Below are 14182 nucleotides of genomic sequence, written 5' to 3' on the forward strand. Positions count from 1 at the left end.
GCGGCTACAATTACCGGAATAAAAATAATGAGCCTGCAAAAAACCTGGGGAAACGACCCTCTGCATGCGCTGGGAGCGATATTGCTCTCCCTGTTGCTTGTCGGATGTGATAACAGCGTCGCGCAAAATGCTGCACCCCCTGCGCCCGCCGTCAATGCTGCTGATGTGGTTGTGAAATCCATTAGTCAGTGGGATAGCTTTAACGGCCGGATCGAAGCCGTGGAGAGCGTTCAGCTTCGCCCCCGCGTCTCTGGCTATATCGACAAAGTGAATTTCACCGACGGCCAGGAGGTGAAAAAGGGTGAGGTGCTGTTCACGATTGATGACAGAACCTATCGTGCCGCGCTGGAGCAGGCGCAGGCGACGCTGGAGAGAGCCAAAACGCAGGCCAGCCTGGCACGAAGCGAGGCTAACCGTACCGATAAACTCATCAATACCAACCTGGTATCCCGTGAAGAGTGGGAGCAGCGCCGTGCGGCCGCCATTCAGGCGCAGGCCGATATTCGCGCCGCGCAGGCTGCGGTAGACGCCGCTCAGCTTAACCTCGATTTCACGAAAGTAACGGCACCGATTGATGGCCGCGCCAGCCGCGCGTTGATCACCAGCGGTAATCTGGTCACGGCGGGCGACAGCGCCAGCGTGCTGACAACGCTGGTCTCGCAGAAGACGGTGTACGTCTACTTTGACGTGGATGAGTCAACCTACCTCCACTATCAAAACCTCGCGCGCAGCGGGCAGGGGGCGTCCAGCAATCACACTGCACTACCGGTTGAAATTGGCCTGGCGGGTGAGGAAGGGTATCCCCATCAGGGCAAAGTGGATTTCCTGGATAATCAGCTGGCGCCGAGTACCGGTACGATCCGTATGCGCGCGCTGCTGGATAACGCGCAGCGTCAGTTCACGCCGGGCCTTTTCGCTCGCGTTCGCCTGCCGGGCAGCGCTGAATTCCAGGCCACGCTTATTGACGACAAAGCGGTGCTGACCGATCAGGATCGCAAATATGTTTATATCGTGGATAAAGAGGGCAAAGCACAGCGACGCGATATTACGCCAGGGCGCCTGGCGGACGGCTTACGCATCGTGCAGCAGGGGCTGAAACCCGGCGATAAAGTCATCGTCGATGGTTTACAAAAAGTGTTTATGCCGGGTATGCCGGTTAACGCGAAAACCGTCGCCATGACCGTCAGCACCGCCCTCAACTGATCATCTGACCTGAGAATCCTACCCATGGACTTTTCCCGCTTTTTTATCGACAGGCCGATTTTCGCTGCCGTCCTGTCGATTCTGATTTTTATCACAGGATTAATCGCCATCCCGCTGTTGCCGGTGAGCGAATACCCTGATGTCGTACCGCCAAGCGTGCAGGTGCGCGCGGAGTACCCGGGCGCCAACCCGAAAGTGATTGCTGAGACCGTGGCGACGCCGCTGGAAGAGGCGATCAACGGCGTTGAGAACATGATGTACATGAAATCCGTCGCGGGTTCTGATGGCGTGCTGGTGACGACCGTCACTTTCCGTCCGGGAACCGACCCGGATCAGGCGCAGGTTCAGGTACAAAACCGCGTGGCGCAGGCCGAGGCGCGTCTGCCGGAGGATGTGCGCCGTCTGGGCATCACGACGCAGAAACAGTCTCCTACGCTGACCCTGGTGGTGCATCTGTTTTCGCCTGGCGGTAAATACGACTCTCTGTATATGCGCAACTACGCCACGCTGAAAGTGAAGGACGAACTGGCGCGTCTGCCCGGTGTCGGCCAGATCCAGATTTTTGGCTCAGGCGAATACGCGATGCGCGTCTGGCTGGATCCCAATAAAGTAGCGGCGCGCGGGCTGACCGCCTCGGATGTCGTCACGGCGATGCAGGAGCAAAACGTGCAGGTGTCGGCCGGGCAACTGGGCGCCGAGCCGCTGCCGAAGGAGAGCGATTTCCTGATCTCCATTAACGCCCAGGGGCGTCTGCATACCGAAGAAGAGTTTGGCAATATCATTCTCAAAACGTCTCAGGACGGGTCGCTGGTACGCCTGCGCGACGTGGCGCGTATTGAAATGGGATCGGGCAGCTATGCGTTGCGTTCGCAGCTTAACAATAAAGACGCGGTCGGGATCGGTATCTTCCAGTCTCCTGGCGCAAACGCCATCGATCTGTCTAACGCGGTGCGCGCTAAAATGGCGGAACTGTCCACCCGTTTCCCGGAAGATATGAAGTGGGCGGCACCTTACGATCCGACGGTATTCGTGCGCGATTCTATCCGTGCGGTGGTGCAAACGCTGCTGGAAGCGGTAGTGCTGGTCGTGCTGGTAGTGATCCTCTTCCTGCAAACCTGGCGTGCGTCGATCATTCCGCTGATCGCGGTGCCGGTTTCGGTCGTGGGGACGTTCAGCGTTCTCTACCTGCTGGGCTTTTCGCTTAATACCCTGAGTTTGTTCGGGCTGGTATTGGCTATCGGTATCGTGGTGGATGATGCCATCGTGGTGGTGGAAAACGTCGAGCGAAATATCGAAGAGGGGCTTGCTCCGCTTGCGGCGGCGCATCAGGCGATGCGTGAAGTGTCCGGGCCGATTATCGCGATTGCGCTGGTATTGTGCGCGGTGTTTGTGCCGATGGCGTTCCTTTCTGGCGTCACCGGCCAGTTCTACAAACAGTTTGCGGTAACGATTGCCATTTCGACGGTGATCTCCGCTATCAACTCGCTGACGCTCTCGCCAGCGCTGGCTGCTCTGCTGTTAAAACCGCACGGCGCACCGAAAGATTTCCCGACCCGGCTTATCGATCGTCTGTTCGGCTGGATTTTCCGACCGTTTAACCGCTTTTTCCATCGTAGCTCGACTGGCTATCAGGGGCTGGTGGGTAAAACGCTCGGCCGACGTGGCGCGGTGTTTGTGGTGTATCTGCTGCTGCTGTGTGCCGCAGGCGTCATGTTTAAAGCGGTTCCCGGTGGCTTTATTCCGACACAGGATAAGCTGTACCTGATTGGTGGCGTGAAAATGCCCGAAGGCTCGTCGCTGGCGCGTACTGATGCGGTGATCCGCAAAATGAGCGAAATCGGGATGAATACCGAAGGCGTGGACTATGCGGTTGCTTTCCCGGGGCTGAATGCGCTGCAGTTCACCAATACGCCGAACACCGGAACGGTCTTCTTTGGCCTGAAGCCGTTCGACCAGCGTAAACACAGTGCTGCGGAAATTAACGCTGAAATCAATGCGAAAATTGCGCAAATCCAGCAGGGCTTTGGCTTCTCCATTCTGCCGCCGCCGATTTTGGGGCTGGGGCAGGGGTCGGGTTATTCCCTGTACATTCAGGATCGTGCAGGTCTTGGCTATGGCGCATTGCAGAACGCGGTGAATACCATGTCCGGTGCGATTATGCAGACGCCGGGGATGCATTTCCCGATCTCGACCTACCAGGCCAACGTTCCACAGCTGGACGTGCAGGTTGACCGTGACAAGGCGAAAGCGCAGGGCGTGTCGCTGACCGATCTGTTCGGTACGCTGCAAACCTATCTGGGCTCGTCTTATGTGAATGACTTCAACCAGTTCGGGCGTACCTGGCGTGTTATGGCGCAGGCCGACGGACCGTACCGCGAGAGCGTGGAGGATATTGCGAACTTACGTACCCGTAATAACCAGGGTGAAATGGTGCCGATTGGCAGTATGGTTAAGATCAGCACCACCTACGGGCCGGATCCGGTGATCCGCTACAATGGCTACCCGGCGGCTGACCTGATTGGCGATGCCGACCCGCGCGTACTCTCGTCCGCCCAGGCGATGACGCAGCTGGAAGGTATGTCTAAGCAGATATTGCCGAACGGAATGAATATTGAATGGACGGATCTGAGCTTCCAGCAGGCGACACAAGGTAATACGGCGCTGATCGTCTTCCCGGTCGCGGTGCTGCTGGCCTTCCTGGTGCTGGCGGCACTGTATGAAAGCTGGACGCTGCCGCTGGCGGTGATCCTTATCGTGCCGATGACAATGTTGTCCGCGCTGTTTGGCGTCTGGCTGACCGGTGGCGATAACAATGTGTTCGTGCAGGTAGGACTGGTGGTACTGATGGGGCTGGCGTGTAAAAACGCGATTCTTATCGTGGAGTTTGCCCGCGAGCTGGAAATTCAGGGCAAAGGTATCATGGAAGCCGCGCTGGAGGCCTGCCGCCTGCGTTTACGCCCGATTGTGATGACCTCCATTGCCTTCATCGCCGGAACCATTCCGCTGATCCTTGGCCACGGCGCGGGCGCAGAAGTGCGCGGTGTCACCGGGATTACGGTCTTCTCGGGGATGCTGGGCGTCACGTTGTTTGGTCTGTTCCTGACGCCGGTGTTTTACGTGACGCTGCGTAAATTCGTTACGCGCGGTAAAGAGGAAAGGGAGGTTCTGCCTGCATAGGGATGTTGCAGAAAACAAAAAAGCGCCTTCACAGTAAGGCGCTTTTTTTTTCACATCAGATCAACCGTTAAAACGTTTCTTTATACTGGGCCATAAGCTCAGGTACCGGATCGCAGCCGCTGCTATCGGCTTTTTTGACCTCTTCCAGCGCGCTTGCCACGGTGTGTCGGGCTAATACCGCCAGCGAAGCCTGCTCAGCTTCTTCGGATACCGATTTAAAGTACCAGCAGGCGTTAGCGCTGACCACACAGCGAGCCGGTACGTCAGGACGCGACGCCCACAACTTTTTATCTTCAGTGACCGAAAGGTAGATGTCACGCAGGGTGATCTCTTCCGGCGGGCGCCCAAGATGAATGGAGCCGTTGCGGCCAAGCGTGGAGACGATAATTCCGTCACGCGTAAGGGGAACCATCAATTTGCGGATAAAGCTCGGGTTGGCTTCCAGGCCGTAGGCCAGAACGCCACTCGTCGAACGTTTACCTAATTGCTCCGCCATCGCTACGCTGAGGACCATCTGCAAAGCTGTCGGGAAGCGGTAATCTAACATTTCTCTGTCCTGGGTCGCGGTGAATCATGTTCTTTTTGGCACCGCAGAGGTGAATAAGCAATAAACAACAATATAACAAATAGGGTAATTTTTTTGAAGCAATCTGCGGCATTTGCGATCAAACACCCTGTTCTGGTTTAGCTAAACGTGCGGTTCGGGAAGGCAACGCCATTTTTCCTCTCTGATTGTGTTTTATCAGGAACTGAGAGGCGTCCCTCAATGCGGAGCATTTGAAAACCAGAACCACCCTGAAAAGTGTGCCAACATCTCCTGGGTAAGATCAATGTCCGGAGAATAACGTGTTCGGGAAACTGTTGTTAAACTACATGCCAGGGTTACAAAATTTGTTAGCCTACGATAAAAGCTGGCTAAAACAGGATGTTAAAGCCGGGTTATCCGTTGCGGCTGTCGCGCTACCCGTTGCGATTGCTTATGCAGAGCTGGCGGGCGTTGGGGCAATCGTAGGGCTCTATTCCTGCGTTTTACCGATGATCGCGTATGCCCTGTTTGGTTCTTCACGTCAGCTTATTGTTGGCCCTGATGCCACAACCTGCGCGGTGATTGCGGCCGTCGTGTTTCCGCTTTCTGCGGGGAATCCCGAACTGCACTGGCAACTGACAATCGTCATGACATTGATGATGGGCGGGTGGTGCTTGCTTGCCAGTAAATTTCGCCTGGGCGCACTTGCCGATCTGCTTTCTCATCCTATTCTTACGGGTTTGCTTAATGGCGTCGCTGTGACGATCATTGTCGGGCAATTAGGCAAGGTTTTAGGGATAACGCTGGATGAGGCGCAGGTTATTGAGAAAATCATGGCCTTGCCAGGCCGACTTTCAGGCAGCCATTTATTAACCATCGGGGTATCACTTCTGACGTTAGGTATTTTAATGGCTATCAAGACGTATCGCAGCCAGTGGCCAGCGCCGTTGATTGCCATTGTGATGACCACGTTACTGGTGTGGGGGACATCCGCGCAGCAGTATGGCATTGCCACTATTGGGGGGGATGGCTTCCAGTCTGGGTTACCCGTCGTTAACTGGGGGGCGTTCCAGCCAGGTCCGATGCGTGATTTAGTGATCCCGGCGCTGAACCTGGCTTTGGTCAGTTTTGTCAGTCTGATGCTGACCGCCCGCAGTTTCGCCGCAAAAAATGGCTACGAAATTAATGCTGATGCCGAGTTTCGGGCTCTGGGTATTGCGAACATTATGTCTGGGTTATCTCAGGGATTTGCTATCAGTGGTGCCGATTCCCGAACCGCGGTGAATGATTCAGTGGGGGGGAAAAGCCAGCTGGTTTCTATCGTCGCCGCCTTACTCATCGGTATCGTCGTGGTCTTTTTCACTCAGCCATTACAATTTATTCCGGTTTCTGCATTAGGTATTGTTCTAATGTATGCGTCGTGGTCATTGATTGATTTACGTGGTTTATGGAACCTGAGGCGGAGAAATAAACAGGCATTTCGGCTGGCCTTTTTCACATTTGGCTGTGTGTTAATTATTGGCGTTATCCAGGGGATCGGCCTTGCGGTGTTGCTTGGCCTGCTACAGTTCCTGCGTACCGTGTTTCGCCCTTCGGAGCACCTGCTGGGGACTGACGAAAATGGAATGATTCACTCACTAGGAAATACAACCGATATCAAAATGGTTCCCGGCGTGCTGATGTATCGATTTAACTCACCGTTGACCTATTTTAATGTGGCCTATTTTAAACGTCGGGTATTAAATTTAGTTGATGGTGCAGCTTTACAACCTAAATGGGTGGTCATTGATGCCGTTGCTTGTTTCACCTACTCAGACATAAGCGTTCTGGCAACCATTAATGAGCTTAAGCGTGACCTGAGAGGTCGACAGATTACGTTAATTCTTGCGGGCAGGAAAACGGAGTTAACGCGCTGGTTTAAAGAGAGTCGGCCAACAATGAATGACGATGACATGATTCTGGCACCAGACCTGTATCTGGCACTTCGGTTCATACAAAGTAAAGAGAGCGTGAGTGAATCAGGTGGAGAGGTTTAAACCCTAACCTGGCTTGCCCGCCAACCGCGAGCAAGCCACATCCCTTAGCGATACAGCGTCTTTTCCGCAACAGGGATAACCAGCGTGGATCGCCAGTCCGCCAGCGTCAGCTGCGCAAGCCTGCCCAGCGCGGTGTAAAACGGATGACCCGCATTGTCGACAAATACCGACAGGAAGCGGGTACTCCACGGCAGCAGGTGCCACGCCAGGAGCTGGTCGCACTCCGAATCGCGGCCATTCTCAATCAGCCACGCCGCCAGCAGCAGCAGGGTACCGAAATGATCTTCCGGTTCGTTCTGCTGCATCTCAAAAGCGATGCCGTTTTCACGCATCCACTGGCGCAGCGCAAGGGTTGAGTCACCAAACAGCACGGATTCGCGATCCAGCCAGACGGAACCCCACGGCGGCGCGGGCAGGGCATAAGGGCCAATAAACAACCGTTGCCAGGCGTCCGTCAGCGGCTCATCGGAAGACGTGGCAAAGGTATCGGCAACGGGCTGCAGCGTTTCCGGAGACAGGGGCCAGTCCTGAACCCATTTGCCAGCGATAAGGGCCTGCACCAGGGGCGCAGTCTGCTCGCTGTCAGGAGCGAAATAAAACAGCGCGCCCAGCACCCGGGCGCTGAACGCGAACGATTCACGCTGTAAGACGTCTTTCATTAAACCTTCCTTGCTTGCGCGGGGCACGCCCGCGCGACTGTGTTAATCAGTAATACACACCATAGAATAAACCACGGCCATCCGTTTCACCCCTTATACCTTCTCAATCTGTACCAGGTTGGTGTGCTGCGGGTTGCCCTTGGCCAGCGGAGACGGGCGATGGGTCGTCAGTGTGTTGATGCAGGAGCCGTGGTCGATACGATCGCCATCCATATTGGCGTCATGCCAGGCGCCCTGGCCCATGGCACTCACGCCGGGCATGATGCGAGGCGTGACTTTCGCTTCAATTCTCACCTCACCGCGATCGTTAAACACGCGCACCGTATCGCCGTTCTTAATGCCCCGTTTTTCGGCATCGAGAGGATTAAGCCAGACCTCCTGGCGGCAGGCCGCTTTCAGCACGTCAACGTTACCGTAGCTAGAGTGGGTACGGGCTTTGAAATGGAAGCCAAACAGCTGCAGAGGATACTGCGCGCGCGGGGGCATCCCAACCGTCAAATGTTGAGGCATAGACGGGAAGAGGGCTGATGGTTTCGTCTTTTGCCAGTTCCCAGGTCGCTGCAATTTCAGCCAGCTTACTCGAGTAAATTTCAATCTTACCCGATGGCGTTTTCAGCGGATTGGCTTCCGGGTTTTCGCGGAACTTTTTATACGCCACAAAGTGTCCGTTCGGATCTTTGCGCTTATAAATGCCCATTTTCTTCAGCTCATCATAGGACGGCAGTTGAGGGTCTTTTTCGAGCATTTTGGCATACAGATACTGCAGCCATTGCGCTTGCGTCCGTCCTTCGGTGAATTTCTGATGGATATCCGGCCCAAGACGTTTCGCCACTTCACTCATGATCCAGTAGATGGGCTTGCGTTCAAACTTCGGTGCGGTGACGGGCTGGAGGAAAATCAGGTAGCCCATGTTCCCGGCGTAATCGTTAGGAATAATATCTTCCTGCTCGACGGTCATTAAATCCGGCAACACGATATCGGCATACTTCGCTGACGACGTCATGAAATTATCGATGACGACAATCATTTCGCACTTGCTTTCATCCTGCAGGATATCGTGGGTTTTATTGATATCGGAGTGCTGGTTGATGATGGTATTACCCGCGTAGTTCCAGATGAACTTAATCGGCACATCCAGCTTATCTTTACCGCGCACCCCGTCGCGCAGGGCAGTCATTTCCGGTCCGCGGGCGATGGCGTCCGTCCAGCTAAAGCAGGAGATCTGCGTTTTGACCGGGTTTTCCGGCAGCGGCATCCGTTCGATGGTGATGGTATACGTCGACTCACGCGCGCCGCTGTTACCGCCGTTGATCCCTACGTTGCCGGTCAGGATCGGCAGCATCGCGATGGCGCGGGACGTCAATTCGCCGTTCGCCTGACGCTGTGGACCCCAGCCCTGGCAGATATAGGCTGGCTTCGCAGAACCGATCCCCCGGGCAAGCTTAACGATGCGATCGGCCGGTATGCCCGTAATGCGCGAGGCCCACTCCGGGGTTTTCGCCGTTCCGTCATCGCCCTGGCCGAGAATATACGCTTTGTAGTGCGCGTTAGCCGGCGCGCCTTCCGGCAGCGTTTTTTCGTCGTAGCCGACGCAGTACTTGTCGAGGAAAGGCTGGTCGACCAGATTTTCGTTAATCATTACCCATGCCAGACCGGCCACCAGCGCGGCATCGGTCCCTGGACGAATCGGGATCCATTCATCTTCACGTCCGGCTGCCGTGTCGGTATAGCGCGGATCGATGACAATCATACGCGCGTTGGACCGCTCGCGAGCCTGCTCAAGATAATAGGTAATCCCGCCCCCGCTCATGCGCGTTTCCGCCGGGTTGTTGCCGAACATCACCACCAGTTTGGTGTTTTCGATATCCGAGGTGCTGTTACCGTCATTGCTGCCGTAGGTGTAAGGCATTGCACAGGCGATTTGCGCCGTGCTGTAGGTGCCGTAGTGGCTCAGGAAACCGCCGTAGCAGTTCATCAGGCGCGCCACCAGCGACGCGTAAGGGGAGGAGCGGGTGATATTGCCGCCGACAATCCCGGAGGAGTAGTTGATGTACACCGCTTCATTGCCATATCTGGCGACCACGTCTTTCAGGCTGGCGGTGATGGTGTTGAGCGCTTCATCCCAGCTGATACGCTCGAACTTGCCTTCACCGCGTTTGCCCACGCGCTTCATCGGGTAGTTCAGACGGTCAGGGTGGTTGATGCGACGGCGAATAGAACGTCCGCGCAGGCAGGCGCGAACCTGGTGATTGCCGTAGATATCCTCGCCGGTGTTATCCGTTTCGACCCAGTACACCTCATCGTCGCGGACGTGCAGACGCAATGCGCAGCGGCTGCCACAGTTAACCGAGCAGGCGCCCCAGACGACTTTATCGTCAGCAGGTTTCATGGCGCTTTGCACTGCGGCGGCAACGCGTTTCACGCCAAAAGGCAATGAGACGCTACCGGCGGCGAACGCCAGCGATCCTATCGCCGTAGATTTCACGAGTGTTCGACGGCTAATCCCGCCGTGATGTTCGATATCGGACATGGCTCACCCCACCAATGTAATTGCGTATTATTTTTCCCGAAATGATAACCGGGCTAATGGTGGGGTGAGTGTTACTGATTTAGGGGTAGTAAATATTAATCCTTATCAAATCAAAGGGGATTGAGGGGAAATTACTGCGGTTCAGTTGGCGCATTATCCTGACTGGCGGACGCCGCTCCGCTCCCTGTGCGGGTGTACAGAATTTTAAAGGTGTCGTTGGCACAATGGCCTACCACCTGTGCGTCCGGCTGATCGGCCTGATCGTTCGGCACAATGTTCAGCGTGAACCCTGACTCCGGCACGCCGTTGTTGATGATCTTCTGCTGAATATCGCTTTTCACGCGCTCGCAGGAATCGGGTGCCGCCAGGGCGGCCGTTGAAGCACTCATTAACAGCAGGGCGGTAATCCAGGGTAACCGTTTCATCTGTCGCTCCTTTTCTCTGTGTGTAGACATTAATTTTAGCAGGCTTCGTGTAAACAACTGTATTTGCTAATATGATTGGGAATAATCTCTCTGTACGGTAATCAATGTGAAGAAATATGCAGCGATAACGCTCCTGGCAGCCACTCTCGTGGGGTGTGACAACAACTCCGCACCACTGTCGTTTACGCCGGAGATGGCGAGTTTCTCGAACGAATTTGATTTTGACCCCCTGCGCGGCCCGGTTAAAGACTTTACCCAGACGCTGTTCAACGAGAAGGGCGAAGTGTCTAAACGGGTGACGGGCACCGTGTCGACAGAAGGGTGTTTCGATACGCTGGAACTTCACGACCTGGAGGCCAACACCGGCGTGGCGCTGGTGCTGGATGCGAATTACTACATTGATGCCGAAACCCAGCAGCGCAAAGTGAAGCTGCAGGGGAAATGCCAGCTGGCCGAACTGCCGTCAGCCGGGGTGACGTGGGATACCGACGATAACGGTTTCGTGGTGGCGGCGCACGGCAAAGAGATGGAAGTGAAATACCGCTATGATGCCGATGGTTACCCGTTGGGCAAAACCACCGTCTCCGGGGATCAGCATCTGTCTGTCCAGTCGACACCGTCTAAAGACGTACGCAAAAGGATGGATTACTCGGCCGTGAGTTTGTTAAACGACAAGCCGCTGGGTAACGTGGAGCAGAGCTGCGACTACGATCGACACAACAATCCGGTGAGCTGCGATCTGATCATCACCGATGACAGCGTCAAGCCCGCCGTTGTGCGCAAGTACACCATCAAAAACACGATTGAATACTACTGAGCAATGTATTGATATTATTGCACAATGTAGGCCGGGTAAGCGCAGCGCCACCCGGCAAGAAAGACGGCGCAATTGTTGATGACAGGGGTTGTCTTCAAACTCACTGCGCGGTTGGTTTCAGCAGGCTGGCGCCTGAGGGTTTATGCCCGGCCAGGTGCTGATGCTGGAAGATGCACATGCGGATGGTATTGCGGTATTCACCGTTGATAAAGAACTCGTGGATCAGCTCGCCTTCCACCATAAAGCCCAGCTTGCGGTAGATATGGATCGCTTTCTCGTTCTCTTTGTCCACAATCAGGTACAGCTTGTAGAGATTCAGAACGTTGAATCCGTAATCCATCGCCAGCTTCGCCGCGCGTGAGGCCAGGCCTTTCCCCTGGTGCTCAGGCGAAATGATGATCTGGAACTCTGCCCGACGGTGAACGTGGTTGATTTCAACCAGCTCCACCAGCCCGGCTTTTTCGCCGCCACACTCCACCACAAAACGACGTTCGCTCTGATCGTGAATGTGTTTGTCGTACAGATCCGACAGCTCGACAAAGGCCTCGTAAGGCTCTTCGAACCAGTAGCGCATCACGCTGGCGTTGTTGTCGAGCTGATGGACAAAGCGCAGGTCTTCACGCTCCAGCGGACGGAGCTTAACGTCACACGAAGCCGACATTATGGGGCTACCGTACGGCCAGTGCGGCGGTCCAGGCAGCGCAGGGTGTTAGGCTCCCAGTAGGCATTGACGTTTGCACTTTGCTGACACTTATCGCGTGCGTCAAAAGCGACATCTTCTTTATCCCACTCTTTTTCAGCACGTTTGTTGACCTTCTGACGAAGGCTACGGGTGTCATTCCATTGTTCTTTGTCCATGGCGGCGTTCTGGCGGCTTTGCGCGCTGTCACCAGACTCAATAATGAGTTTGCTGGTTTCGGCTGTCGCAGAGGCGGCAAAAGCGAACGATGACAGCGCCAGCAGGGCTGTCAGACAAAGGCGTTTGCTTAATGTTGTCATAGCGTTTCCTTTTAAATGGGTGCAGATAATCAAGTAACCCCTTACAGATTCTACACCAAAGAGAAAAGACGGCATACCCGCAGCGCAGGTATGGAAAAGTTAACGCCATCATCGGGTATGATGTTTAAATAAATCCTCACCTGAAGTGAAATATGCTCAAAACCACGCTGCTTTTTTTTGCCACTGCGCTCTGCGAAATCATCGGTTGCTTCCTGCCCTGGCTCTGGCTGAAGAAGGGAGGTAGCGCATTATTGCTGATCCCGGCGGGCGTCGCGCTTGCTCTTTTTGTCTGGCTGTTAACGCTGCATCCGGCGGCAAGTGGGCGCGTCTACGCGGCCTACGGCGGTGTATATGTCTGTACCGCGCTGCTGTGGTTACGCGTGGTGGACGGCGTCAGGCTTAGCGCCTATGACTGGGCCGGCGCGCTAATTGCTCTGTGCGGGATGCTAATTATCGTGGCGGGATGGGGGCGGGCCTGAGCCCCCGGTTTTGTGATCGCTCGCTGATTTCATGATCATTATACTTGTATGGTAGTATTTCAATTGAGTAAATTTCCGACATCACAACGAACGATGTAAGGAAAGGAATTATGAAGATTGTCGCGGCTGACGTGTTTGTTACCTGCCCGGGGCGGAACTTTGTCACCCTTAAAATCACCACCGATGACGGGATTGTCGGCCTCGGTGACGCTACGCTGAACGGACGCGAGCTCTCCGTCGCTTCGTACCTGAAGGATCACCTCTGCCCGCAGTTAATTGGTCGCGACGCGCACCGTATCGAAGATATCTGGCAATTCTTCTATAAAGGCGCCTACTGGCGTCGCGGACCGGTCACCATGTCGGCCATCTCAGCCGTGGATATGGCGCTGTGGGACATCAAAGCCAAAGCGGCCAATATGCCGCTCTACCAGCTGCTGGGCGGCGCCTCCCGTGAAGGCGTGATGGTCTACTGCCACACGACCGGTCACACCATTGACGACGTGCTGGAAGATTACGCGCGTCATAAAGAGATGGGCTTCAAGGCGATCCGCGTGCAGTGCGGTGTGCCGGGTATGAAAACTACCTACGGCATGTCGAAAGGAAAAGGGCTGGCCTACGAGCCTGCCACCAAAGGCGACTGGCCGGAAGAGCAGCTCTGGTCGACCGAGAAATACCTCGATTTCACACCCAAACTGTTCGACGCGGTGCGCAGTAAATTTGGCTTCAATGAACACCTCCTGCACGATATGCACCACCGTCTGACGCCCATTGAGGCGGCGCGCTTCGGTAAGAGCATCGAAGACTTCCGCATGTTCTGGATGGAAGATCCCACGCCTGCCGAAAACCAGGCCTGCTTCCGTCTTATTCGCCAGCACACCGTCACGCCCATTGCGGTGGGCGAGGTGTTTAACAGCATCTGGGACTGCAAGCAGCTTATCGAAGAGCAGCTTATCGACTATATCCGCACCACAATCACGCATGCGGGCGGCATCACCGGCATGCGTCGCATCGCTGACTTTGCGTCGCTCTACCAGGTACGTACCGGTTCGCACGGCCCGTCGGATCTGTCGCCGGTGTGTCATGCCGCCGCGCTGCATTTTGACCTGTGGGTACCGAACTTTGGCGTGCAGGAATATATGGGCTATTCCGAACAAATGCTCGACGTCTTCCCGCACAGCTGGCGCTTTGATAACGGCTATATGCACCCGGGTGACAAGCCAGGGCTGGGCATTGAGTTTGACGAGAAGCTGGCAGCGAAATACCCGTACGATCCGGCGTACCTGCCGGTGGCACGTCTTGAAGACGGTACGCTGTGGAACTGGTAAACGAGG

At 55.3% G+C, this 14182-nt stretch carries 11 protein-coding genes and 1 pseudogene; 6 read left to right on the top strand and 6 right to left on the bottom strand.

What is annotated here, in order from left to right; translation table 11 throughout:
* Positions 1-27 precede the first annotated feature (27 nt).
* Positions 28-1203 (top strand): efflux RND transporter periplasmic adaptor subunit, encoded by a 1176-nt coding sequence (locus L383_RS17710; RefSeq protein WP_023330296.1) that lies wholly within the window; start codon positions 28-30, stop codon positions 1201-1203.
* A gap of 24 nt (positions 1204-1227) precedes the next feature.
* Positions 1228-4380, top strand: a complete 3153-nt coding sequence (oqxB, locus tag L383_RS17705) for a multidrug efflux RND transporter permease subunit OqxB (protein ID WP_014883649.1) — start codon at positions 1228-1230, stop codon at positions 4378-4380.
* A 67-nt stretch (positions 4381-4447) separates the two neighbouring features.
* Here oqxB and L383_RS17700 read toward each other — a convergent pair whose 3' ends face one another.
* Complete coding sequence (locus tag L383_RS17700) at positions 4448-4927, bottom strand: RrF2 family transcriptional regulator (protein ID WP_023330297.1); 480 nt, start codon at positions 4925-4927, stop codon at positions 4448-4450.
* 299 nt (positions 4928-5226) lie between these two features.
* Between L383_RS17700 and L383_RS17695 the strand changes: the two genes are divergently transcribed.
* Entirely contained in the window at positions 5227-6942 is a 1716-nt protein-coding gene (locus L383_RS17695) for a SulP family inorganic anion transporter (protein WP_023330298.1), read from the top strand.
* 44 nt (positions 6943-6986) lie between these two features.
* On the opposite strand, the gene dmsD is transcribed toward L383_RS17695, so the two are convergent.
* From dmsD to L383_RS17680, 3 genes and pseudogenes are all read right to left on the bottom strand, one after another.
* Positions 6987-7601, bottom strand: a complete 615-nt coding sequence (dmsD, locus tag L383_RS17690) for a Tat proofreading chaperone DmsD (RefSeq protein WP_023330299.1) — start codon at positions 7599-7601, stop codon at positions 6987-6989.
* Between the two features lie 93 nt (positions 7602-7694).
* Positions 7695-10131, bottom strand: a pseudogene (gene ynfE, locus L383_RS17685) (selenate/tellurate reductase subunit YnfE).
* A gap of 131 nt (positions 10132-10262) precedes the next feature.
* Complete coding sequence (locus tag L383_RS17680) at positions 10263-10556, bottom strand: DUF1161 domain-containing protein (RefSeq protein WP_023330302.1); 294 nt, start codon at positions 10554-10556, stop codon at positions 10263-10265.
* A gap of 106 nt (positions 10557-10662) precedes the next feature.
* Between L383_RS17680 and L383_RS17675 the strand changes: the two genes are divergently transcribed.
* Positions 10663-11373, top strand: a complete 711-nt coding sequence (locus tag L383_RS17675; RefSeq protein ID WP_023330303.1) for a YnfC family lipoprotein — start codon at positions 10663-10665, stop codon at positions 11371-11373.
* A 100-nt stretch (positions 11374-11473) separates the two neighbouring features.
* Here L383_RS17675 and speG read toward each other — a convergent pair whose 3' ends face one another.
* Together speG and L383_RS17665 are read right to left on the bottom strand one after the other, a co-directional pair.
* The gene (gene speG / locus L383_RS17670; RefSeq protein WP_014883673.1) at positions 11474-12034 is read right to left on the bottom strand and encodes a spermidine N1-acetyltransferase; all 561 of its coding nucleotides are present in this window, start codon (positions 12032-12034) and stop codon (positions 11474-11476) included.
* Complete coding sequence (locus L383_RS17665; protein WP_008502414.1) at positions 12034-12372, bottom strand: DUF1283 family protein; 339 nt, start codon at positions 12370-12372, stop codon at positions 12034-12036. Before L383_RS17665 ends, speG begins: the two co-directional genes overlap by 1 nt.
* A 152-nt stretch (positions 12373-12524) precedes the next feature.
* On the opposite strand from L383_RS17665, the gene L383_RS17660 reads away from it, so the two are divergent.
* Positions 12525-12851, top strand: a complete 327-nt coding sequence (locus L383_RS17660) for a YnfA family protein (protein WP_023330304.1) — start codon at positions 12525-12527, stop codon at positions 12849-12851.
* A gap of 110 nt (positions 12852-12961) precedes the next feature.
* Positions 12962-14176, top strand: a complete 1215-nt coding sequence (rspA, locus tag L383_RS17655; protein WP_014883675.1) for a starvation-sensing protein RspA — start codon at positions 12962-12964, stop codon at positions 14174-14176.
* The last annotated feature ends 6 nt before the right edge of the window (positions 14177-14182 follow it).

Source organism: Enterobacter sp. MGH 37, assembly GCF_000534515.1.
Lineage (GTDB): Bacteria > Pseudomonadota > Gammaproteobacteria > Enterobacterales > Enterobacteriaceae > Enterobacter > Enterobacter kobei.